The organism is Vibrio sp. 1167 (assembly GCF_033340375.1).
In the GTDB taxonomy this organism is placed as follows: Bacteria; Pseudomonadota; Gammaproteobacteria; order Enterobacterales; family Vibrionaceae; genus Vibrio; species Vibrio alginolyticus.
The window spans coordinates 61,121-83,361 of record NZ_JAWOWK010000013.1; the positions used below are offsets into that span (position 1 = coordinate 61,121).

Annotated in this window: 24 protein-coding genes; 18 read left to right on the forward strand and 6 right to left on the reverse strand. The window is 41.0% G+C overall.

The window, feature by feature from the left end:
- The first annotated feature begins 97 nt into the window (after positions 1–97).
- The 4 genes from R7Z78_RS20435 (at position 98) to modC (ending at position 4,194) form a co-directional block, all read left to right on the forward strand.
- Entirely contained in the window at positions 98–1,549 is a 1,452-nt protein-coding gene (locus tag R7Z78_RS20435; protein ID WP_104976082.1) for a cobyric acid synthase, read from the forward strand.
- Between the two features lie 69 nt (positions 1,550–1,618).
- The gene (gene modA / locus R7Z78_RS20440) at positions 1,619–2,374 is read left to right on the forward strand and encodes a molybdate ABC transporter substrate-binding protein (RefSeq protein WP_104976083.1); all 756 of its coding nucleotides are present in this window, start codon (positions 1,619–1,621) and stop codon (positions 2,372–2,374) included.
- A 27-nt stretch (positions 2,375–2,401) separates the two neighbouring features.
- Positions 2,402–3,091, forward strand: a complete 690-nt coding sequence (modB, locus tag R7Z78_RS20445) for a molybdate ABC transporter permease subunit (RefSeq protein ID WP_104976084.1) — start codon at positions 2,402–2,404, stop codon at positions 3,089–3,091.
- Complete coding sequence (modC, locus tag R7Z78_RS20450; RefSeq protein WP_104976085.1) at positions 3,088–4,194, forward strand: molybdenum ABC transporter ATP-binding protein ModC; 1,107 nt, start codon at positions 3,088–3,090, stop codon at positions 4,192–4,194. Before modB ends, modC begins: the two co-directional genes overlap by 4 nt.
- Before the next feature lie 76 nt (positions 4,195–4,270).
- On the opposite strand, the gene R7Z78_RS20455 is transcribed toward modC, so the two are convergent.
- Positions 4,271–4,708: a DUF3069 domain-containing protein gene (locus R7Z78_RS20455; RefSeq protein ID WP_005376232.1), complete on the reverse strand. Its 438-nt coding sequence runs from the start codon at positions 4,706–4,708 to the stop codon at positions 4,271–4,273.
- Positions 4,709–4,981: 273 nt separating this feature from the next.
- Here R7Z78_RS20455 and R7Z78_RS20460 point away from each other — a divergent pair, with 273 nt between their 5' ends.
- Complete coding sequence (locus R7Z78_RS20460) at positions 4,982–5,941, forward strand: diguanylate cyclase (protein ID WP_017634619.1); 960 nt, start codon at positions 4,982–4,984, stop codon at positions 5,939–5,941.
- Between the two features lie 250 nt (positions 5,942–6,191).
- Here the strand turns inward: R7Z78_RS20460 and R7Z78_RS20465 are convergent, their stop codons facing one another.
- Positions 6,192–7,430 (reverse strand): sensor domain-containing diguanylate cyclase, encoded by a 1,239-nt coding sequence (locus tag R7Z78_RS20465; RefSeq protein WP_065275318.1) that lies wholly within the window; start codon positions 7,428–7,430, stop codon positions 6,192–6,194.
- 253 nt (positions 7,431–7,683) lie between these two features.
- Between R7Z78_RS20465 and R7Z78_RS20470 the strand changes: the two genes are divergently transcribed.
- The 10 genes from R7Z78_RS20470 to R7Z78_RS20515 all read left to right on the forward strand — a co-directional run bounded on the left by R7Z78_RS20470 (position 7,684) and on the right by R7Z78_RS20515 (position 17,468).
- The gene (locus R7Z78_RS20470) at positions 7,684–8,052 is read left to right on the forward strand and encodes a late competence development ComFB family protein (RefSeq protein ID WP_005376241.1); all 369 of its coding nucleotides are present in this window, start codon (positions 7,684–7,686) and stop codon (positions 8,050–8,052) included.
- A gap of 41 nt (positions 8,053–8,093) precedes the next feature.
- On the forward strand, positions 8,094–8,375 hold the full coding sequence (locus R7Z78_RS20475) for an HlyU family transcriptional regulator (protein ID WP_005376244.1): 282 nt from the start codon (positions 8,094–8,096) through the stop codon (positions 8,373–8,375).
- 434 nt (positions 8,376–8,809) lie between these two features.
- The gene (locus R7Z78_RS20480; protein ID WP_025767765.1) at positions 8,810–10,366 is read left to right on the forward strand and encodes a Re/Si-specific NAD(P)(+) transhydrogenase subunit alpha; all 1,557 of its coding nucleotides are present in this window, start codon (positions 8,810–8,812) and stop codon (positions 10,364–10,366) included.
- A gap of 8 nt (positions 10,367–10,374) precedes the next feature.
- Positions 10,375–11,751 carry a Re/Si-specific NAD(P)(+) transhydrogenase subunit beta gene (gene pntB / locus R7Z78_RS20485; protein WP_005376248.1) on the forward strand — a complete coding sequence of 459 codons (1,377 nt, stop codon included), beginning with the start codon at positions 10,375–10,377 and terminating at the stop codon, positions 11,749–11,751.
- 155 nt (positions 11,752–11,906) lie between these two features.
- A complete protein-coding gene (gene vxrA / locus R7Z78_RS20490; RefSeq protein WP_025767766.1) occupies positions 11,907–13,361 on the forward strand; it encodes a sensor histidine kinase VxrA in 1,455 nt (484 codons plus the stop codon).
- Positions 13,336–13,998, forward strand: coding sequence for a response regulator transcription factor VxrB (gene vxrB, locus R7Z78_RS20495; protein ID WP_005376251.1), 663 nt, complete (start codon positions 13,336–13,338; stop codon positions 13,996–13,998). Before vxrA ends, vxrB begins: the two co-directional genes overlap by 26 nt.
- 6 nt (positions 13,999–14,004) lie before the next feature.
- Complete coding sequence (locus R7Z78_RS20500) at positions 14,005–14,886, forward strand: DUF2861 family protein (protein WP_053303637.1); 882 nt, start codon at positions 14,005–14,007, stop codon at positions 14,884–14,886.
- A 60-nt stretch (positions 14,887–14,946) separates the two neighbouring features.
- The gene (locus R7Z78_RS20505; RefSeq protein WP_053349901.1) at positions 14,947–16,068 is read left to right on the forward strand and encodes a conjugal transfer protein TraF; all 1,122 of its coding nucleotides are present in this window, start codon (positions 14,947–14,949) and stop codon (positions 16,066–16,068) included.
- A gap of 41 nt (positions 16,069–16,109) precedes the next feature.
- Complete coding sequence (locus tag R7Z78_RS20510) at positions 16,110–16,271, forward strand: YoaH family protein (RefSeq protein WP_005376257.1); 162 nt, start codon at positions 16,110–16,112, stop codon at positions 16,269–16,271.
- Between the two features lie 807 nt (positions 16,272–17,078).
- Positions 17,079–17,468, forward strand: coding sequence for a universal stress protein (locus tag R7Z78_RS20515; protein ID WP_017634770.1), 390 nt, complete (start codon positions 17,079–17,081; stop codon positions 17,466–17,468).
- A gap of 90 nt (positions 17,469–17,558) precedes the next feature.
- Here the strand turns inward: R7Z78_RS20515 and R7Z78_RS20520 are convergent, their stop codons facing one another.
- Together R7Z78_RS20520 and R7Z78_RS20525 are read right to left on the reverse strand one after the other, a co-directional pair.
- Positions 17,559–17,771, reverse strand: a complete 213-nt coding sequence (locus R7Z78_RS20520; protein ID WP_005376260.1) for a hypothetical protein — start codon at positions 17,769–17,771, stop codon at positions 17,559–17,561.
- 295 nt (positions 17,772–18,066) lie between these two features.
- The gene (locus R7Z78_RS20525; RefSeq protein WP_054576202.1) at positions 18,067–18,906 is read right to left on the reverse strand and encodes a LysR family transcriptional regulator; all 840 of its coding nucleotides are present in this window, start codon (positions 18,904–18,906) and stop codon (positions 18,067–18,069) included.
- An 81-nt stretch (positions 18,907–18,987) separates the two neighbouring features.
- Here R7Z78_RS20525 and R7Z78_RS20530 point away from each other — a divergent pair, with 81 nt between their 5' ends.
- From R7Z78_RS20530 to R7Z78_RS20540, 3 genes are all read left to right on the forward strand, one after another.
- Complete coding sequence (locus tag R7Z78_RS20530; protein ID WP_053307695.1) at positions 18,988–19,338, forward strand: hypothetical protein; 351 nt, start codon at positions 18,988–18,990, stop codon at positions 19,336–19,338.
- A 248-nt stretch (positions 19,339–19,586) separates the two neighbouring features.
- Complete coding sequence (locus R7Z78_RS20535; protein ID WP_225467762.1) at positions 19,587–19,739, forward strand: hypothetical protein; 153 nt, start codon at positions 19,587–19,589, stop codon at positions 19,737–19,739.
- A 119-nt stretch (positions 19,740–19,858) separates the two neighbouring features.
- The gene (locus R7Z78_RS20540) at positions 19,859–20,224 is read left to right on the forward strand and encodes a phage protein (RefSeq protein ID WP_046265355.1); all 366 of its coding nucleotides are present in this window, start codon (positions 19,859–19,861) and stop codon (positions 20,222–20,224) included.
- A gap of 25 nt (positions 20,225–20,249) precedes the next feature.
- Here R7Z78_RS20540 and R7Z78_RS20545 read toward each other — a convergent pair whose 3' ends face one another.
- Both R7Z78_RS20545 and R7Z78_RS20550 read right to left on the reverse strand, forming a co-directional pair.
- On the reverse strand, positions 20,250–20,753 hold the full coding sequence (locus R7Z78_RS20545) for a hypothetical protein (protein WP_046265356.1): 504 nt from the start codon (positions 20,751–20,753) through the stop codon (positions 20,250–20,252).
- Entirely contained in the window at positions 20,746–21,972 is a 1,227-nt protein-coding gene (locus R7Z78_RS20550) for an AAA family ATPase (protein WP_169644002.1), read from the reverse strand. Before R7Z78_RS20550 ends, R7Z78_RS20545 begins: the two co-directional genes overlap by 8 nt.
- Positions 21,973–22,241: the final 269 nt, after the last annotated feature.

Genomic DNA, 22,241 nt, shown 5'->3' on the forward strand with positions numbered 1-22,241 from the left:
ATGATGATTTCAACATTCATATTCTATTCATTTGCTTGAGTAAGTGGGGACGATGACGTTATGATTGTTCATCTTCCTCTATTCCTTACAAACATTCATGAAATCAGCGATCCCATCTTTAATGGTTCAAGGCACCACTTCGGATGCCGGAAAAAGTGTCCTTGTGGCAGGTTTATGCCGTGTATTAGCACGAAAAGGGATAAATGTTGCCCCATTTAAGCCACAAAACATGGCACTAAATAGTGCGGTAACCAAAGATGGCGGTGAAATAGGTCGAGCACAGGCCGTTCAGGCACAGGCGTGTAATATTGAGCCAACTGTACATATGAATCCGGTTTTAATTAAACCTAACAGTGATACAGGTGCTCAGATCATTTTGCAGGGTAAGGCGATTTCCAATATGGATGCGGCTGGCTTTCATGATTACAAGAAAGTGGCGATGGACACGGTGTTAGATTCCTTCTCTCGTCTGACTCAAGAATTTGATTCGATCATTATCGAGGGCGCGGGGAGTCCTGCTGAAATCAATTTACGAGAAGGCGATATTGCAAACATGGGTTTTGCTGAGGCCGCTGATGTACCAGTGATCATTGTTGCTGATATTGATCGTGGTGGAGTGTTTGCACATTTGTACGGAACACTTGCGCTACTTTCTGAATCTGAACAAGCGCGAGTAAAAGGATTTGTTATCAACCGTTTTCGAGGTGATATTCGTTTATTGCAATCGGGCCTCGATTGGCTAGAAGAAAAAACAGGTAAACCTGTACTTGGTGTACTTCCTTTTCTCCATGGTTTGAATTTAGAAGCAGAAGACGCGATCACTGCGCAGCAAGAGTTGCACTCTGAGGTAAAACTGAATGTTGTTGTGCCTGTTTTAACCCGGATTAGTAATCATACTGATTTTGATGTGCTGCGATTGAATCCAGACATCAATCTACGTTATGTAGGTAAAGGCGAAAAAATAGATAAAGCCGACCTGGTTATTTTGCCTGGGACCAAATCAGTGAGAGACGATCTGGAGTATCTAAGAAGCCAAGGGTGGGATAACGATATCTTGCGTCATATTCGTCTTGGTGGAAAAGTGATTGGTATCTGTGGAGGCTACCAGATGCTTGGAAACTTGATTGATGATCCAAACGGCGTCGAAGGCCAACCAGGTCAAAGCGAAGGACTTGGCTTGCTTGATATCACTACGACGCTAACTAACAGCAAACAGCTTACAAACACAAAAGCACAGCTTTCTCTTAACGGCAAAACAGCCAATGTAAAGGGTTATGAAATCCACGTAGGGCGAAGTGAAGTACGGGGCCTGCAACCTCTTACATTCAGTTCCGGTGAAGCGGAGGGGGCGATCAGCGAGTGTGGCCAAATCATGGGAACCTACCTTCACGGGTTCTTTGACGAGGCAGCTGTCTTAAGCCTGGTATCAGAATGGGTAAACGGCACCCAAATCAAACAACAAGACTTTGAAGAGTTAAAGGAGCAAGGCATTAATCGCATCGCAGATGCGATAGAACAACATGTGCGCCTTGATTTTTTGTTTAAATAGCCCATTAACTGATTGAACTTTATATTTAAATAACCTGTTCTTTCGCTTGCCTTGTATTGGAGTATCTCTATGAAAGCATGGAAACAGTATGCTTGCCTTACGGTAGTATTAAGCATTTCATTTTCAGCAAACGCATCAACGAACCTAAAAGTGTATGCAGCCTCTTCTATGACGAATGCGATTAACGAGATCGCGCAAAACTTTGAAGAAAAGTATGACGTTTCTATCACTCCCGTTTATGGTGGTTCTTCTGCTATCGCTCGACAAATTATCAATGGCGCACCAGCGGATGTATTCATTTCTGCGAACACGAAATGGATGGATTATTTGGTCGATAAAGACGTCATTTGTCGTGACAATGTCACAAATCTAGTGCGCAATAGCTTAGTCTTGATTGCTCCTCAGTCTTCAGAATTAACCTCATTTAACTTTTCTGATGCAAAGGCATGGGAGAAGGCATTGCATGGAAATCGTCTTGCTTTAGGCAATCCGACGTCAGTACCTGCTGGTATGTACGCGAAAGAGTCATTGACTACACTGGGTGTATGGAAAGCGGTTCAAACTCACGTCGCACCAGCAAAGAATGTGCGCTTAGCTTTGGCGTTGGTTGAACGTGGAGAAGCGCCTTTAGGTGTGGTCTACAAAACCGATGCTCAGTTAACTGATAAAGTCAAAATTGTCGGCGAATTTGCGAGTGATACGCATGCGGCTATTGTTTACCCGGCAGCAATTGTGAATGATTCTACTGAGTCGGAGCAGTTCTTCCAGTACCTAAAATCGGACGAAGCCGCACGCGTTTTTGCTCAATATGGCTTTCAGCAATAAACCGGCCTTCAATTATAGGAACGAAGCGTGACAGAACTGGAATACCAAGCCTTAATGTTAAGCCTCAAAGTAGGCGCGTACGCAGTACTTTGGCTGATTCCTCTCGGCGTTTTTCTTGCTTGGCTACTTTCTCGAAAAACGTTCTTTGGTAAATCGATTCTCGATAGCTTAATTCATTTACCACTGGTATTGCCGCCAGTGGTAATCGGCTATTTATTGTTGATTTCTTTAGGACGACAAGGGTTCCTTGGAAAGTGGCTCTATGAAAACTTAGGGGTAGTATTTAGCTTTAATTGGAAAGGGGCAGTAGTCGCTTGTATTGTCGTGGCTTTGCCTTTGATGGTTCGTTCAGTACGCTTAAGCTTAGATAGCGTCGACCCTAAATTGGAGCACGCAGCCTCTACGTTAGGCGCTTCTCCTTTAAAAGTGTTTCTCACCGTCACGTTACCACTGACCGTTCCCGGAATTATTACGGGAACGATGCTGTCATTTGCTCGTAGTCTTGGCGAATTCGGGGCGACGATCAGTTTCGTCTCTAACATTCCGGGTGAGACCCAAACGATTCCGCTGGCAATGTACAACTTTATTGAAACGCCAGGTGCAGAAATGCAGGCGGCTCGTCTGTGTATCATTTCTATCGCGTTAGCCTTGTCTACATTAATGATCTCTGAATGGCTAAATCGTAAAGCGGCAAGCAGATTGGGTGCGAAGCAATGACGATTAAAGTCCAATTTAAACAAATGCTTGGTGAGACTGACTTCGACATCAAACTTAAGTTACCCTGTAACGGAATTAGTGCCTTGTTTGGACGATCTGGTGCAGGTAAAACGACGTTGATTAACATCATCAGCGGATTGGTCACTCCAAGGCAAGGGTATGTTGCGGTTGGTGAGCATGTTTTGTTTGACAGTGAACAGGGAATTAACCTACCAACGCACAAGCGTGGTATTGGTTATGTGTTTCAGGATTCACGTTTGTTTCCTCACTATTCGGTTCAAGGCAATTTGTTATATGGCGTTAAAGAAAAAGATGACGAGTATTTTGATGCAGTCACCGAACTCTTGTCTATCAAACCGTTACTAAAGCGCTTTCCGGTATCACTTTCTGGTGGTGAAAAGCAACGTGTTGCGATTGCGCGCGCATTGCTATCTAAACCCAATTTGCTTTTGATGGATGAGCCACTTGCCTCACTCGATATGCCAAGAAAGCGTGAGGTAATGCCTTTTCTTGAGGAGTTGTCTGAGAAGGTAAATATCCCTATTATCTATGTCACACACAGTCTCCAGGAAATTTTAAGGCTTGCTCAGCACCTTGCAATTATTGACCAAGGTAAAATTTCGAGTTCAGGTAAGCTTGAGGAAGTGTGGGCTTCTCATGCTATGCGTCCATGGCAATCTTTCTCAGATCAAAGCAGCTTATTTGAAGGCCGGATTGCTGAACATCATGAACGTTATGCACTGACTTGTATCAGCCTTGCACCTAATGTACTCCTGTGGGTGCAAAAGATTGACGGAACACCAGACACGCCAATACGCTTGCAAGTGCGTGCCAACGACGTTTCTATCACGCTCGAGCAACCCAAGGCGACGTCGATTCGAAATATTTTGCCTGCTATTGTCGATTCCATCGAGGCGTTTAACGCAGCCGATGACAAGCAGAGTATTAATGTATCACTCAAGCTAGACGAGAAATGTTATTTGTGGGCAACGATCACACCGTGGGCCCTTGATGATCTCAACCTAAAAGTTGGTAGCCGTGTTTTTGCACAAATTAAAGGTGTCAGTGTGACACAAAAAGATATGGCACTAGCGCCTCATTAACCGTTTAGACTGATTTACGCTTCATGATCAAAAAAGGCCGCAAAGTGCGGCCTTTGTTACTAGAAGAATGTCGGAATTACTTCGCGAATACTTCTTTGAATTCACGCTTAAGAAGTGGGTCACGACGTGCTTTCTTCAGTTGCTTAACCATGTCTTTCACGCAGTTGTGAAGCACATTATCAAGTAGTTGAGCACGGTATTCTTCTTTATCTTCATCTGTCATGTTTTCTGGCAGATTAAGAGTAGGGAACTCTTCCATCACATTAATACCAGCGAATGCTTGGCCTACAGAAACTAGAGCATGAAACTGTTCAAAGTTGTCTAGAATGTTCTGTGCACTTGCTGGCATTTCGTCCCATGATTCACGTACCGCTTCTTCAGACACTTCATGGATAGAGGTAACCATTTCGAACATTTGCTCTGGAACTTCGTCAAATTCGATAACTTTACGTAGCTCTGGAGAAATGCTGGCTAGATCGATTTTTTTGCTTTCGCTGTTAGTTGCTTCTGACATGGTGTGTCTCTCATTACAAAAAGGCGGGAATATTAATACCAAATGCATCAAATAGCTATACCCATTAGTCCGCAAGATGACCAAAGTGAATGAGTTTGTTGAACTTCTGCTCACAGGCCATGATTAGATAGGGTAACGTTCAGTCTAACTGCTTTATGCAATGGATTCCGTGATATTCAAACAAAAATATAGCACTTAATTATGAGTCGAATGCAACAACTCTATGAGTATGGTATATGTTTAATAAAGACATAATTAAAAATGGAACGCGTTATGCAACCGACAGGGACATCGATGCGAATCCTTCTGGTTGACGATGTTCAGCTAGACAGGATGCAGTTGGCTATTCGTCTAAAGCAACTTGGACATATTGTAAAAGCCGTAGGTAGTGGACTAGAGGCGTTAAATACCTACGAGAGTTTTGACCCGGAACTGGTGTTACTCGATATATCAATGCCAGATATGAACGGTTTTGAAGTCTCTCTTCATATAAGAGAAACGTTTCCGGATTGGATCCCAATTATTTTCTTGAGTAGTCACGAAGAGCCAGAAATGATTGCTAAAGCCATAGATGCGGGCGGTGATGACTATTTAATTAAGCCGGTAGATAAACTGGTACTGAACTCTAAACTTATCGCAATGCAGCGTATTGCTCATATGAGACGAGAGCTTAAGCAAGCGACAGCTCAATTGGAGCAGGTTAATCAACTTTTGACTCAGCAAGCGAATGAAGATGGCCTAACCAAACTCTATAACCGCCGTTATATCGACCATAAGTTGGAATCGATGGTTGCATGGCATGGCCGTCACAATATGCCAATGGCTTTGATTCTATTGGACGTCGATTTCTTTAAACCGTTTAATGATAATTACGGTCATATTGAAGGCGACCGTTGCTTGCAAGCGATTGCGAATCAACTAAAGGCGACGTTTTGTCGCTCTGGGGAATATGTAGGTCGATATGGTGGGGAAGAGTTTGTCGTGTTGCTAGGGTGTACCGACACTCAAACAGCAGAAAGAGAAGCCGAGCGTATACAAGAGGCTATGTATTTTCTCGATTACCCACATGAGTATTCTAGTGTGTCAAATAGAGTGACAGTGTCACAGGGTGTTTTTGTTTTTCAACCGACAGGGAAAGAAGTGCAATCAGACTTGTATGCAACCGTTGATAAAGCACTATATACATCGAAGTCTTTGGGAAGAAACACACATACTGTAGTTAATTCTTTTTAAAAACAAAATCTTATGAATGCCATTCTTTTTGTTGCGTTGTCACTTTTGGTGGTTATTTTAAAGCTAACTCAAAGTAAGATAGGCAAACAGTGCGAACGGAATGTCGCAATCGGGCGTATACCTTATACCTTTGATTAGATAGATGACATCGGGATAGTGGCAACGATGAGTGCAGTTATTATGCTGATGGGGAAGTTCGGTTTTGTTTTAAACCCAGACAAGCTTGTTAACTTTCACGATTGGTGAGGGTCTAACGAAGCTTTATGCAGTTACGTCCGGCCTTTTTCGCTTTGTAAAGTGCTTCGTCCGCTGATTTAATAACGTCCAGAGGAGCTTGCCCATTCCGGCTATCAGCAACTCCGAAACTTGCGGTAACAAAAACCGACTTTCTTTTCGAACTGTTGCTACCACGACGTTTTTGTCCTTGTTTATGGTTCTCAGGGCGAGATTCTTCATCGCGTAATATCATCTCGTATTCTGCAATCGATTTGCGAGCTTCTTCCAAAAAGTTCTTACATTCGTCAGCGTATTTGCCTTTAAAAACGATGGTAAATTCTTCTCCGCCAAATCGATAAACTTTTGCGCCGCCTGGGGTTTTAGTGAGGCGCGAAGCGACCATTTTTAGAACGTCATCACCAGTATCGTGACCGTAGGTGTCGTTAAACTTTTTAAAATGGTCAACATCAAGCATTGCGATCGTGAACTTCTTACCCATGTGTTTTAGATCGAGATCAAGTGCACGTCTGCTTGGAATCAGCGTTAGGCTATCGGTGAAAGCCAGTTGATGGCTAGCGGAAGCGGCATAAATAATGATAAGCAGCCCTGTTAGCGTAAACATGGTGCTTGATATGTACTGCACATCAAAGAAAATGAACGTCGCAGACGCCAATACCATGGCAGAGTAGGTCATCGCATGGATAATTTCATTCTTCTTTAAAACAAGGATTCCAAGAAAACAGACAATACCCACGCAATATAAAACAAGAATTAAAGGCAGTTTAGAGACCGTAGGTACAATAAATAAAATACCGCTTGTCCATTGTTCAAACCCTCCTTCAACGTAATATGCTAGCGTTAGATAAGACCAAAGAACGAACATTGCTAACATCAAGATGTAAGTCAACATGGCTCTAGAGTCAAAACCTTCTTTACTAAACAAAAATACCGTAAGAAACGAGACAGGAAGTAACGTGGCTAAAATGGTTAGCTCAAGTAAAGCGGTACCACTTTGAAGCGGGACTTGTAGGCGGTGCTGTATCACGAAGTAGGCTAGCAACATTGCCAAGCACACCATGGACTCTCTGCCTTGCTTAAATGAATAACAAAGGAGTAGCGCACAACCTAATAGTATGTACGGCAAGTTTGCGGCAATGCCCCAGTTTGCCTGAGTCATCTGAATAATGCTGTCCATGCCCGAACTCACTATGCCCAGTAGCAAAAAAGGGAATGAGAATCTGAAGCCTGATGAAGTCATTGACGATGAGGACATCTATTACAAACTGCCTGAAAATAGTTGACTATATAATTGGTTAGGTAAATCGTTTTATCAATATGGATATTTATCCGTTATTGAATTTCGAACTTTGAGAACTAGCAAGAATACGTCTATTTGTTCCTTTTCCCAAGTATTTTGGAAGACATTACGGCAAAAAGAGAGAGATTGATTAAATTAAGAGCAATCAATAAGTTGTTATAAACAAGTCGTTGCTATACTCATTTCATAGGAAAAAGGAGATTTACAGATGCAGATAAGCTCAGATGTGCACAACTACATGGAAACCTTAGTAGGCCAGGTTCTCAGTTTGCCCGAATTTTTAGAACAGTATGACAACGAACAGTTAGCCGATATTGCTTGCCTTGCGCTTATCCAGCTCAAGCCTGTCTATATCCGTCATGATATTGATTTTTTGTCTTCACTTCCTGAACAAAAATTAAGCCAGTTTAAGCAAAGCGCGGATATAGCGGTGAAAAACGCCGCAGAAATGGTGAAAGAAGACAGGCGTAAGAACCGAGAGTATGATGTGCCTGTAATTTTTTCCCATACTAGTTATGATGATGACAAAGAGTTGGATTGGTATGAAAAACCGATCCTTAACGTTAATATTAAGTAAGAGTCGCTCAGTTGACTAGTGAGCTGACCCAAGGAGGAATCGTGGGATTTTTTTCGCGTTTGTTTGGTGGTAGTGAGAAAACGGTTGAAGCCAAAAATATCGAACCAGTTGAATATAAAGGTTTCCTTATTTACCCAGAGAGCCTTTCAGAGGGCGGACAATATCGCATCGCTGGTCGAATAGAAAAGCATGACAATGATGAAGTGAAAACACATCGGTTTATTCGCTCCGATTTGCTTGGCTCAGAGCAAGATGCCAATGACCTTATGTTGAAGAAATCTCAAATGTTTATTGATCAAATGGGCGATAAAATCTTCGACTAGCAATTTACTGCAATTTGATTCCAGTCATCTTAAAAAGAGCCATTAGTGTATATGCTAGTGGCTCTTTCTTTTTAACGCTTAAATCTCTGTTAAGTCAGTATTTAATCGTTACCTGGTTAGACCTCAGTCTAGTACGGTGTTGCGTTGTTATTTTTCGTGCACAGAGCGACAATCATTCATTACTTAGCGTTATATGTAATGAAATTTAGTATTTAAATTACAAAACACTTGAAGTAATGAGACGCGTTCGATACAAACAGAATAATAACAGGGCTGTTAGTCAAGGTGTTATTGTGCAAATGGGTGTCCCCAAACATCATCTTTCGTTTGCAATTGTCTTGCGTGGTAAACAGATAGAAATAAAAAAGAATTAGAGTAGAGCGACGCTCTGTTTTGGGACTAATTTATTGATATGTATACAAGGAGTATGCGTTTTGCAAATCGGTGTACCTAAAGAGATACTCGCGGGTGAATCGCGAGTGGCTGCATCGCCGAAGTCGGTTGAGCAGTTAATAAAATTGGGATTCGATGTCGCGATTGAATCCCAAGCGGGGGGGCTAGCGAGTTTCGATGATGCCGCTTATGAAGCAGCTGGTGCGAAAATCGTTTCTAGTGAAGAAGTTTGGGCATCTGGCCTTATTTTAAAAGTTAATGCGCCAATTGTGGATGATGAGCAAGGCATTGACGAAATTGCGTTACTGCAAGATGGAGCAACACTGGTTAGCTTTATTTGGCCGGCTCAAAATGCTGAGTTGATGGAACAACTTTCAAGTAAGAACATTAACGTTCTTGCCATGGATTCCGTTCCTCGTATCTCACGTGCACAAGCCTTAGACGCGCTATCTTCGATGGCTAATATCGCTGGTTATCGTGCAGTGGTTGAGGCAGCTCATGAGTTTGGTCGTTTCTTTACCGGTCAAATTACGGCTGCCGGTAAAGTACCTCCAGCGAAAGTATTGGTTGCGGGTGCTGGCGTCGCTGGCTTGGCGGCTATCGGTGCTGCAGGTAGCTTAGGTGCTATTGTCCGTGCGTTTGACGTTCGCCCAGAAGTAAAAGAGCAAGTTGAATCGATGGGCGCTGAGTTCCTGACCGTTGACTTTCAAGAAGAGTCAGGCTCTGGGGATGGCTACGCAAAAGAAATGTCTGATGACTTCAACAAAAAAGCGGCAGAGTTATACGCAGAGCAAGCTAAAGATGTTGATATCATTATTACGACCGCGCTCATCCCTGGTAAACCTGCGCCGAAGTTGATCACCAAAGAAATGGTCGACAGCATGAAAGCGGGCAGTGTAATTGTCGACTTGGCAGCTGCTAATGGCGGTAACTGTGAATATACAGTGAAAGACCAAGTTATCATGACGGATAACGGCGTAAAAATTGTTGGTTACACTGACATGGTTGGTCGTTTGCCAACACAATCTTCTCAGCTTTACGCGACAAACCTTGTTAACCTTCTAAAACTGCTGTGTAAAGAGAAAGATGGCAACATCAATATTGATTTTGAAGATGTTGTTATCCGTGGCGTTACCGTGGTGAAAGAAGGTGAAGTTACTTGGCCAGCGCCACCAATTCAGGTTTCAGCTCAGCCGCAAGTGAAACAAGAACAGCCTGTGAAGCCAGAGCCTAAAGTAGAAGAACCTACGTCTCCAACGAAGAAAATTATTGGTGTGGCAGCGGCTGTTGGAGCCTTTGCATGGGTAGCATCGGTTGCTCCGGCAGCGTTTCTTTCTCACTTTACTGTATTTGTTCTAGCGTGTGTTGTCGGATACTACGTAGTATGGAATGTTACCCATGCACTTCATACTCCACTAATGTCAGTAACGAATGCTATCTCTGGCATTATTGTCGTTGGTGCATTACTGCAAATTGGACAAGGTAATGGCGTCGTTTCATTCCTATCTTTTATTGCCGTATTGATCGCGAGTATCAATATCTTCGGTGGTTTCACCGTCACCAAGCGTATGCTTGAAATGTTCCGCAAAGATAAATAGGAGTCACAATGTCTGCAGGATTAGTACAAGCAGCTTACATTGTTGCTGCATTATTTTTCATCATGAGTTTGGCGGGACTTTCAAAGCAAGAGTCTGCTCGTAATGGTAACTACTACGGTATCGCTGGTATGACGATCGCGCTGATAGCGACGATCTTTAGCCCAGATGCGCAAGGTTTTGGTTGGATCATTATCGCGATGGCGATAGGTGGTGCGATCGGTATTTTCTATGCGAAGAAAGTAGAAATGACCGAGATGCCAGAACTGGTTGCGATTCTACACAGCTTTGTAGGTTTAGCTGCGGTTTTAGTTGGCTACAACAGTTACCTAGATGCGCCAGAAGCAGCAACACATGCTGAGCATGTTATCCACCTTGTAGAAGTATTCTTGGGTGTGTTCATCGGTGCCGTAACTTTCACCGGTTCAATTGTCGCATTTGGTAAGCTGCGTGGTGTGATTTCTTCGTCGCCACTTAACCTGCCTCATAAGCACAAAATGAACCTCGCAGCGGTTGTTATTTCTACGCTTCTTATGATCTACTTCGTAAAAGCAGATGGCAGCATGTTCGCTCTTATTGTGATGACTTTGATCGCGTTCGCATTCGGCTACCATTTAGTCGCTTCAATCGGTGGTGCTGATATGCCAGTTGTTGTCTCTATGTTGAACTCATACTCAGGTTGGGCAGCAGCGGCAGCAGGTTTCATGCTCGCAAATGATCTATTGATTGTAACAGGTGCTTTGGTAGGTTCATCAGGTGCGATTCTTTCTTACATCATGTGTAAAGCAATGAACCGTTCGTTTATCAGTGTTATTGCCGGTGGTTTTGGTCAAGAGATAGTGATTTCAGGTGACGAAGAGCAGGGCGAATATCGTGAAACAACGGCTGAAGAAGTTGCAGAGATGTTGAAGAACTCAAAATCAGTAATCATCACTCCAGGATATGGCATGGCAGTAGCTCAGGCACAATACCCTGTTCATGAAATTACTGATGTACTTCGTTCACAAGGTATTGAAGTTCGCTTTGGGATTCACCCAGTAGCGGGTCGTCTACCGGGGCATATGAATGTGTTACTCGCTGAAGCAAAAGTACCGTATGATATCGTTCTTGAAATGGATGAAATCAATGATGACTTTGCAGAAACCGATACCGTATTGGTTATCGGTGCTAACGATACGGTCAACCCAGCCGCACTGGAAGATCCGAACAGCCCAATCGCTGGTATGCCCGTATTGGAGGTATGGAACGCGAAAAACGTAGTGGTATTCAAGCGCTCAATGAATACTGGTTACGCAGGAGTACAGAACCCACTGTTCTTCAAAGAAAATACATCAATGCTATTTGGTGATGCGAAAGAAAGTGTTGAGTCTATTTTTAAAGCACTTTAACCATTCTTGATTTAAAACTATACAGGGTCAGCAATCGCTGGCCCTTTTTTGTTCCGTTTCAATGTTATAGTAATGCAAATCCTTCTGTTAGCAGATGTCAATTGCTTGTAGATTGATGTATAGTTTTGGCTAATGTAACAAGTGACGGTAACAGTTTGATTAAAAAGTTTTTGCTCGGTTTTGCAACTGTATTGCCGCTTTTTTCGGCACCTGCATTTTCCGATTCACTACCAGAAAGAATAGATACGTTTACAGAGCTATTTAACTATGAAGTAGCTCTTAAGTCGTACGATATTCGTATTCTGCAATCAAATTATCCTACCAAGTTACTTGCGCCAGATTCGCTTCTGCCGCAAACGTCTGACTATCCGTTAAAAGATATCCAACAGCTTTACAGCTTGGCGAATACTTGTCGTGGCAAATTACCATTAAGTCCTTTAATTACTGAGCCTTTAGTATTTACAAGAGCGATTTGTAAAGGGACGCAGCTGACACCTCGTTGGTTCTCGCGTAGTGGTCTCATTCACCCTGGTGGTGGGACGTACGCGGCACGTTATGTGGATAAGTATCCAGAACTCAAACCCAAACTATCTCAGTACATGCATATAAAAGAGCGTGATAACGAGGAAGGGGATGAGTTGCTAGAAAGCTTGAAAAACATGGATGACGACGCCATTAATGCTTTGATTGCAGGCGCGAGCATGTTTATTGAAGGTAACGAACTTTGGCTAAGACGTGGTGACCGTTACTTTGTTTTCGAGAAAGATATCTGGCAAGAGAACGTAGCGAATGCGGGTCTGTCATACGCTCTAGCCTCTCAAAGCAAAAGTTGCTTTGTTAAACGAGGCAATATTTGTTGGGATGTAGAAGATCACTCGCAAGTTTTGCGGATCAGTATGATCATACTGGTAATCGCCAATATTCTTTTGGTGATTGGTTGGGCGGTGTACCGTTGGAATAGCAAGCGAGAAGAACTACGTAGTAGAATGCTCGTGTTGCAAATTTTAACGCATGAGCTCAGAACACCGATTGCATCTCTGTCACTAACGGTTGAAGGCTTTCGTCGAGAGTTCGAGCATTTGCCTGAAAGTGTGTATGACGAATTCCGCAGATTGTGTGAAGATACGCGCCGCCTGCGTCAATTGGCAGAAGCAAGTAAAGATTATTTGCAATCTGATAACCAAATGCTTGCAACAGACTGGGTACCATCCGTTGCAGATTGGTTAGAATTTAAGATCGAAGAAGAATTTGATAGTGCCGTGCTTTTTAACATCAATGAAGATGTGGCTGCTAAAGTTAATGTGTACTGGTTAGGAACTTGTATCGATAACTTGCTTCGTAATGCGCTTAAGTACGGTGTCGCACCGGTTGAATTGGATGTCTCAACTAGTGAAGAAAAAATAGTATTCCAAGTCCGAGATGCAGGAGGCCTAACGGCTAAAGATTGGGCAAATTTGAAAAAACCGTTCGTAAGTAAGAGCGGGTTAGGACTTGGATTAACAATCGTTGAATCTATGGTAGGCCGCATGGGCGGAAAAATGTCCTTAATGGGACCACCTACAACTTTTATATTGGAGATACCTTGTGAAACAGACACTGCTTCTCGTTGAGGACGATAAAAACTTGGCTGACGGCCTGTTAGTAAGCCTGGAACAAGCAGGATATGAGTGTTTACATGTGGAGCGTATTGCAGACGTAGAGCCACAATGGAAAAAAGCTGACTTGGTAATTCTCGATCGCCAACTCCCAGATGGTGACTCTGTACAATGTCTCCCAGAATGGAAACAGATTAAAGACGTACCAGTTATCTTGTTAACGGCACTTGTTACCGTAAAAGATAAAGTTGCAGGCCTTGATTCCGGCGCGAACGACTACTTAACAAAGCCTTTTGCTGAGGCGGAGCTTTTTGCGAGAATCCGTGCACAGCTACGAGCACCGGATTCAGCAGAACAAAGCAACGCTGATAAAGTGATTACAAAAGACTTAGAGATTGACCGCTCGACTCGTGAAGTGACTTATAAAGACGAGCTAATTACGCTTACTCGAACAGAGTTTGATTTGCTGCTATTTTTGGCGTCAAACTTAGGTCGCGTGTTTACTCGTGATGAGCTACTTGACCACGTTTGGGGTTACAATCACTTCCCGACAACACGTACGGTTGATACACATGTACTACAGCTTCGTCAAAAACTGCCAGGACTGGAAATTGAAACACTTCGTGGTGTTGGCTACAAGATGAAAGCATAAGTCGTAATGAAAATACTACTCCCTGTAGTTCTCTCATTAGCGTTAGTGAAACCAGTCCATGCAATGGACTGGTTTCAAACTAACACGCCTTTAACACAGGCACATCAACACTTACTTGAAGATGATCTTGCGGGTATGTTCAACTCTCTTGTTGAACTCTGGCAAACGGAACCAAGTAAAGATTTGACTCCTCACCTTAATGATCTTCTTGGTCAGTCACTATCTAAAAACTGTGGCAAGGCTCTCACTGGTGTAACGCTGCCTGATTGGATAAGTGGTGTGAACGTTATTCGTCAGACTATTCAAAGCCCTGGGCGAGATACATTTAGATTGGTAATCAAGCTAAGAGCTACAACTGACATCGAAAATATTTCATTTAATCGATGGGTGGATGATTCTATATCCGCGGACAGTTCATTCAGCTATGAACAACAGCCGAACGGGACAGAACTTGCCAACGAGCGTAGTTACTCGAAACGCTATAACTTAACCGGTAAGCTTGAAGCTGGTTTATATCACTTAACCGTTGTTTCTACTGATAAACAAGAGTATCGAACTTGGGTAATACTTGGAGATTCAAACTCTTCTCAATATGTTCGTTGGACATCTAAAGAGAATTGGAAAGTAGAAAAGAGCGCACTTCGTAATCCCCATTGTCCATTACCGCAACTTGAAGTCGGTTTGTATGACTACATTGATGGCCAGTACGAGCAAATGTGGAAAAAGACTTACGAGTCTAACTATCCAAATTCATTGGAGCTAGCGGGTGTCCCAAACGATAGATACGTATTGGCGGTAAGTATCAATAGTCGCCGTTGGCAGGGCGATATAATTGTTGAGCAGGCTCAAACTATTAGCCGAACCTATGATCTTTCCCAGGAAGAATAGTTAAAGAAATACTACTTGTGCCGATAAAGGTTCAGGACGAACTAAAATCACAAGTGTAGTATGAAAAACAAATATAAAATTCTTGCCACTTCTGTTGCTACTATTCTTTTCGCTAATGCTGCCTCTGCTGCTACTTATGCGATAGAGGCTCGTAGTGATGCAATGGGTGGCGTTGGTACCGTATCAGCAACTTATCTAACTGCGCCTTTTTTCAACCCCGCTCTTACTGCGATTTATCGTCGAAATGACGATGCAGGCATGATCGTGCCAAGTTTTGGTGGCAGCTACGATGATCAATATGATCTAGTTGATGAGATCGAACGCATCAGCAAATTAACAGACGTCGATGAAATCAAAAAATCGATGGATGCTATCGATGGGAAAAAGACAGACTTTGATCTTGGTGGTGTCGTTGCCATTGGTATCCCCAACAAATTCTTATCTGCAACTGCATACGGTAAGCTATACACTGAATCATTCGTACAACCAAATGTTGATACCTCAGGTACTAATCCATTAGATGATAGCTATGTACAAGGTGTTTCTATTGGCGTGGCTGAAGCTGGTATTTCACTTGCTAAATACACTAATTTCATGAACCAACACCTTTCTTTTGGTGTTACTCCTAAACTTCAGCGTATATACACGTACTCATACGCCACGAGTTTTCAGAATTTTGATACTAAAGACTTACGTGAAAATGAGACCGCGGAAACGATGTTTAACTTAGACGCAGGCGCACTTTGGTTCTTTGGCCCATATCGTCTCGGTATTTCAGCGAAAAATTTGATCGGAAGAGACGTTAAAACAAAATCATTCCAATATGGCAGCGATACGATAAAATCATACGAATATAGCATGCGTCCTGTATACACCGTTGGGGCAGGGATTGTTGCCGATTACTTTACGATGAGTGTTGACTACGATCTTAACGAAGAAAAACGTTTTTCATCCTTTGATGATAATACGCAAATGATTCGAGCTGGTATTGAATTTGATATTTTGCGTCAAATGGCATTACGAGCAGGGTATATGAAGAACTTAGCTCGAAGTAAGGACGAAGGAACCATTACTGCTGGTATCGGGTTGTCTCCACTTAAGTTGTTCGAATTGGATATCGCAGCTCAGTACACAAACGAGAACGCTATGGGTGCATCCATTAATTTCCTTGCTACCTATTAATTGAATCGTTATAGTCAGCTCCTCAAAATGAGGAGCTTTTTATGTTTGACGATTTACCCCCTCTATCTCACCAAGAACAACAACAAGCTGTAGAGAGAATTCAAGAATTGATGGCGAAGGGCACAAGTACTGCAGAAGCTATCAAAATTGTTGCCGAACGGATTCGTTCTGAGTACGCAGAAAAACAACAGCAACAAAACTAATCAATTCATGGACAGGGCATACGCCCTGTTTTTTTGCCTTTCTATTTTCTATTCCTTTACACTCCCAAACACCACCCTGGTTACGCTGTAACTAAAATTTACTATACCTCTATGATTGTAATCTTGTGCAATTACCTTTAAAACTAAATAGCGGGTTAGTAAAATTTTACCTCATCATATTAACCTTGGCTTACACAGTGCAGGTAGTTAGGCATTTTTTAAAGAACTTATAAGTTAAACTCTATTATATCAATTGTTTACCTCGGTCTTTTAATCTGCCAACCATATTGGTCGCGATTGATCTTGTAATTTAATTACAAAGCCCAAGAGAGCTTCGTTCTCAGACAGAAGATTATGCTAAAAAAAGAAAAAAGAGACACCGTAACTTATAACGATAATTAAACTAGAGTTATTAAATAAGCGATATAAGAACAGTAAGCACTCGCAGACATATGTAATAGATGAATCGAAATTCATCTTATTGAGCTGCTTTTTTAGCCGAAATACGTCTCCTGGATTTGAGCGGAGCGTTACATATTGAATATGCTTAATCTAAAGTAGTTTTACTAAACTAGGCGACGTTGAAGTGGGTAATATGAAACCTCAAGAGTAGTAGAAATCAAGAGCAGTAACGCCTATTACAACGTAACGTTTCCTGACGTCCTTCCTGTTAAATAGTCCGATAATTAGAGAAGAAATTGGGAAAACATCGTTGATCTTTGGATGAGTAGCAGTAGTTTTGATGTTGTGTTCGCTCTATGTGGACTAGACTTAATATGAGAACAAAAACTAACCTAGGGAGGAATGATGGGTTATAAGCACGTTTTGGTTGCTGTCGACTTATCTCAATCTAGCCAAGCCGTTATCGAAAAAGCAATAATGCAAGCAGATAACTCAAGCAGCAAACTCTCATTTGTTTACGTAGATGTTGATCGCATAGTCATGGAAGCGAAGGAAGAGCAAGAATTGGAAAGAAGGCTGCAAGAGCTCGCTGATAAATGCTTATATCCAGTAAACGAGACCATGGTAGTAATCGGCGATCTTCATATAAAACTATCGGGAATCGTCAAAAAAGAGGGGATAGACTTAGTTGTATGTGGTCATCATCACAACTTATTGAGTCGCTTTTTTTCATCGATACCAAAGGTTGTGAACGAGGTTGAAGCTGATTTATTAATCGTCTATTTAGACGAGTGATCGACAACTCTTGTTCGCACTCATCATTTTTTGTCACTAACAAGCCGAACGTTTATGTTCGGCTTGGTGTATCGGTGATAATAAAAGTTTTTAGCCAGGAATGATTGATGCCTCATGAGATAAAACAGATGCAGACTCCGCGTTTGACTGCAGATCAAAATGTACGTTAACTTGCACGCCTTCTCGCTCAAAAGTGACATCATCAAAATCGGTCATAGCGATTTTGAATCCATTTCTAGCAAAAAAGCCAGTCACCATAGTTCGCTGCTTAATTTCTAATGCAGACGCGAGTAGCTTATCCATGGCATTCTCCTTGGTTATTGTGGGGATATGGGTAGAAGATACACATAGATTGGTATGAAATCAATTTTATATAAAGTTGCTTTTGATGAAAATTTTAATGTAAGTCAATCTATCATTTACCCCACGTGATTTATTCCACGCAAAACCTTGATAACAAAGCGGCAGAGCATCCCACATTGTGATAGCAAGCATAAAGATGGGGGGTTAATAAATGCCGCTGAAATAATATGTTACAAAAATTAGCGTTAGGCCTAGTTGAGTAGACAACGCAAAATTCTAAATCTGAACAACCGCCCTAAAATGACTCACTCTTCAATACTTGTGATAACTCAGACCGAATAAAAGTAGATATCTCAGCTAGCTTTCTTGGCAAAGGGTTTTGATAAGGGTAGGCAATATACATGGAACGTTCTATATCAAAAGTTTGCGATATTCGGATGTTTTTGTCTATATAGTTACTTTTAACAAGATAGTTTGGAATGACACCAACCCCAACTCCCTCAGAAACAAAGTTTATTAAAATAGAGGTGTTATCAACTTCGATAACATCAGTATATTGATTTTTAATTGATTCCTTATTCGAATGATGTTTGTAGATTAATAGTGTTTTGTTGTTGGCATTACTTACCCTAGATATCAAAACATCACTATAATCACCAATTTTATGTGCAATAAGAGTGTCATCAATAACATTATTAAGCCTAATCGCTAAATCTACATTGCTTTCTAATAAATTTTCTACATTGTTACTTGACGATATTTCAAAATCAACTTTTGGATATCGTTCTTTTAAGTCTTTAAGAACAGAACCAAAAATAGAAGAGGCTATAGAGTTGGGCATTGTGATTTTAAACTTTCCATCAATGCATTCACTCAACGAGCTAGCTCTGTAATTTAACTCGTGCAAACTCTCTAACGTCTTGATAGCAAGCTCTCTAATGCTTTCGCCATGATCAGTTAAAACGAGTTTCCTTGTTGTTCTGTGGACGAGTGTTACGCCAAGTTGTTTTTCTAATGCTGCTAGCTGCCTGCTGACTTGAGCTTTCGACTTTCCAAGTTCTTTTGATGCCGATGTAAGAGAGAGGTGTTTACAAATGGCTGCAAAGCAGATCAGCTCATTGTTCATCAATTCCATGATTGTTACCTTTTTGCAACTCTGAGTCACGTTGTCTTTTAACTGGTGGGAAAGTATAACTTGCATCATCGGAGGGGGACAATGATATTTAAAAGCCGCCATGAAATAATGGCAGACTACTATCTTAATAAAACCATATTGGATATTAAGTTAAACCAATATCCTGAAGAAATTAACTCAATCGGATTAAATATAGAAAATAAAGATTTAAAAATAAAAAATTTGTCTCGTGAAATTACTAAGTTGGATTCGGGTGATTTAATTCTTGATTGTGCATCATTGATAATGACTCATTCTATATCGGAAAAAGTAATAATAAAAGTAGAAATTGACTCTTTAAATTATAAAGTTAAACGTGTGAGGATATTTAAATATGAAGGCTGCAATACAAAATTCGAAAAGATCTGTTTATCAGAAAGATACATTGTATAGAATAATAAATAATATTAATACTTTGTATACCAAATCACTAGTAAAATTATTTGGTGAAGAGTTGAGAATCCATCATTGCAAACATAAGATTAATGTAAGAACCACTAACGAGTTGAGTGAACATATGAAGAAAGATCTAGGTATAGATTGAAAAGTAGAGAGTTTACATCTGTTAGATTCCTTGTTCCTATAAAAGTAATGTAGTACTTACACGTTTGGGTTAAGCAAATGCGTGTCCATGTTGACTCATGTTGAATGAGCAAGATGCAGAACCAACGTGTACAGTGTTGAACGTAACCCAAGATACAGTTCAAGTGGTCGCTGTGGTGGAATCGAAGTTCATGGCCCATACAAGACAGCTGATGAAGCTTGCAAAGCAGCAACAGCCAAATACGGTGTAACTAAACTGACTTCACCAATGCTAATCTTCTAACCCTTAAGTTCGTATTATATCTGCTTATGTTGAATGCGTTTGCATATGCCAATCTTATAAAATGTCTCTCTTTTGAGGGACTATTCAATGAAGTATCACGAAATGACTAAAAACTATATTTTTCGTGAATTTGAATGTGGTTTATCCGTCGAACAAGCTGCTGAACTTTGTTTGAAAACTGTGAGAACGGTCAAAGAATGGGATAAGGGGAAAACCATTCCACCCGAGTGCAAACGACTCATGAGAATGACAAAAGGAAGGGAACTGAGCCCATCAGAACAATGGGAGCACTTTAAAATGCACTATGACAGGTTAGAGCTTCCAACAGGCCAACTTGTCACAGCTCAACAGGTGTTAACTGGAATAGCGTTATTAGAAATTGGCGCTTTGACTGATTTAGAAGCAGCAGGTCGAATTCTAAAGTATGCAAGGGCATTGAAAAATATGATGTAAAAGAAGGCTCCAATCGGAGCCTTCTTTAATCTGCTTCTACGGGGTAAAACTCATGATCTTTATCTAAATAGACAACATAAAATATATTTTTGTCTAATAAGTTTCCATCCTTATCTTGTTGACCATTTAAATTTGTTGGGACTGAAAATCCAGCTAATCTAACTTTATTACCTAACCTGAATCTACCCCAACGTGCATCATGAGGGACACTTGGAGGCATTTGAAATTTGCATCGTTTAGGGAATTCGGAGTAGTACGCCAGTACTTTTAAACTTCCAGCTCCTGCTCTTTGACTTTCCCAGTATGATAAAGGCTCATTTGTGAACTGTACTAATTTGTCAAAGAGGCTTTGTAAGGATGCTGAACCATTTTCATTTGCCCATACTTCGAGGTCTTGGCCGCCATAAGCTGGTGAAAAGTAGGAAAAATTAAAAGAACACTTTTTCCCGATGTCAGATGTTTCAAAGCCACACTGTGGACGCGTGCTTAGAAACCTATCTCTTTTTGAGTTACCTCTACCTCTAGCCATTTTGCAAATCTTCCATAAGTTTTTCCAGATAGAGATCTACAGACTCAGGGATTCCACCAATCTTACCACTTACGTAAAGTGGTGTAATTGGACGATCATTTCTTATCATAGAACCTGGTATCTCGTCTAATCTATATCCGTAGCTTTCACCATCTTCCTTGTTTACTAGATATGTACGATACTTGCCTAAAACATCAATAATTTCAGTATTATGTGATGTAAAAATTAACTGAGCACCTGTTTTATTAATTTTTGGGTTAATGAAAAGGTTAATTAACAGAGGGAGAATTAGTGCATGTAGATGAACATCAAATTCATCTAATGCTATTACACCACCAGACGAGAGTACTAGAAAGTAAGCGCTCAGCGTTTGATAGAGCTTTTGAGTTCCTGTAGATTGTTTTGCAAAGCTCAACTCTTTAAACTCATTACCACAACGGTGAACAAATACTGGGGTATAAAGATCTTCGCCTTCGTGATCTTTAAATACCTTGATTTTTATATCATGTACTGATGAATCTGACGCTTTAATCAACTGTTTGACAAAGTCAAATTTTAAAGGTTTGTTATAGAACTCTTCAGTTTGTTCCGCAAAATCGAGATCAAGGTCATGATAACCATTGTAATTAACATTAAAGATCATCTGAATAAAAAATCTATAAACGTTTGAAAGATCTGTAATGTCATGCCTAAACTTAAATTGAGTGAGCATCTCAACAATTGACTTGTCTTCTCTTAGTTCAAAGTTATCAAACTCTTCATACGATTTTTGTCTATAGGTAATCTCGTTATAGTTACGCTCAATTAGCTTTCTAATACTTTTTTCTTTCTTGGTGATTAACTCACGAATTATTGCGCCATTTTGCATATCAAGTTCGTAAGAATATTCACAACCACCAAACTCAAAATCTATGTAAAACTCGATTGGGTCATTGTTGTCAAAGAAACTATCTACAGAAATCTTTTGAGGCTTTTCGCTATTCTCTTTACTAGTTGTAAATCTATGAGTTCGGGCTCCCATAGTGCAAATATTCGATAAAAATGATAGTGCTCTCAATATGTTTGTTTTACCAGAACCATTAGCTCCTTTTATTCCAAGGACTGTAGACACTTTAAAGTCGTTGGTAATTGACTTTGGAGTCTTACCATCAAAAGTGAAATTTACCTCAACACTTTCTTTGAAACTAGTGAAGTTAGTAAATCCGAACTTTAGAATCATTTTTCATTCTCTCTTTGTCAGATATGTCGCATGTCAACGGAATGGTTCCGTTAAAGCAAATCTCGAAACGAGATATTACGACATATTTGTCTCAATGAATAGTTTTCATGGTCAAAAATTGTTCACTTAACCGTTCTGAGAAACGGCTCATCTCCCAAAGTGTGAAAGACTTATACCAATCAAGTAATTATCTTTGGTGCGGCTCAGCAGGGCTAGATACAATCTGATCGTCATAACACCTCAAACAAAACTGATATGCTACCATGCAC

Bases quoted from the DNA above. Each gene is read 5' to 3' on its own strand.
- R7Z78_RS20435 (WP_104976082.1), top strand. From the start codon at position 98: ATGAAATCAGCGATCCCATCTTTAATGGTTCAAGGCACCACTTCGGAT.
- pntB (WP_005376248.1), top strand. From the start codon at position 10,375: ATGTCTGCAGGATTAGTACAAGCAGCTTACATTGTTGCTGCATTATTT.
- R7Z78_RS20470 (WP_005376241.1), top strand. From the start codon at position 7,684: ATGCAGATAAGCTCAGATGTGCACAACTACATGGAAACCTTAGTAGGC.
- R7Z78_RS20465 (WP_065275318.1), bottom strand. From the start codon at position 7,430: ATGTCCTCATCGTCAATGACTTCATCAGGCTTCAGATTCTCATTCCCT.
- modC (WP_104976085.1), top strand. From the start codon at position 3,088: ATGACGATTAAAGTCCAATTTAAACAAATGCTTGGTGAGACTGACTTC.
- R7Z78_RS20510 (WP_005376257.1), top strand. From the start codon at position 16,110: ATGTTTGACGATTTACCCCCTCTATCTCACCAAGAACAACAACAAGCT.
- R7Z78_RS20535 (WP_225467762.1), top strand. From the start codon at position 19,587: ATGTTGAATGAGCAAGATGCAGAACCAACGTGTACAGTGTTGAACGTA.
- R7Z78_RS20505 (WP_053349901.1), top strand. From the start codon at position 14,947: ATGAAAAACAAATATAAAATTCTTGCCACTTCTGTTGCTACTATTCTT.
- R7Z78_RS20460 (WP_017634619.1), top strand. From the start codon at position 4,982: ATGCAACCGACAGGGACATCGATGCGAATCCTTCTGGTTGACGATGTT.
- R7Z78_RS20540 (WP_046265355.1), top strand. From the start codon at position 19,859: ATGAAGTATCACGAAATGACTAAAAACTATATTTTTCGTGAATTTGAA.
- R7Z78_RS20455 (WP_005376232.1), bottom strand. From the start codon at position 4,708: ATGTCAGAAGCAACTAACAGCGAAAGCAAAAAAATCGATCTAGCCAGC.
- R7Z78_RS20545 (WP_046265356.1), bottom strand. From the start codon at position 20,753: ATGGCTAGAGGTAGAGGTAACTCAAAAAGAGATAGGTTTCTAAGCACG.
- R7Z78_RS20520 (WP_005376260.1), bottom strand. From the start codon at position 17,771: ATGGATAAGCTACTCGCGTCTGCATTAGAAATTAAGCAGCGAACTATG.
- R7Z78_RS20525 (WP_054576202.1), bottom strand. From the start codon at position 18,906: ATGGAATTGATGAACAATGAGCTGATCTGCTTTGCAGCCATTTGTAAA.
- modA (WP_104976083.1), top strand. From the start codon at position 1,619: ATGAAAGCATGGAAACAGTATGCTTGCCTTACGGTAGTATTAAGCATT.
- R7Z78_RS20550 (WP_169644002.1), bottom strand. From the start codon at position 21,972: ATGATTCTAAAGTTCGGATTTACTAACTTCACTAGTTTCAAAGAAAGT.
- R7Z78_RS20530 (WP_053307695.1), top strand. From the start codon at position 18,988: ATGATATTTAAAAGCCGCCATGAAATAATGGCAGACTACTATCTTAAT.
- R7Z78_RS20500 (WP_053303637.1), top strand. From the start codon at position 14,005: ATGAAAATACTACTCCCTGTAGTTCTCTCATTAGCGTTAGTGAAACCA.
- R7Z78_RS20515 (WP_017634770.1), top strand. From the start codon at position 17,079: ATGGGTTATAAGCACGTTTTGGTTGCTGTCGACTTATCTCAATCTAGC.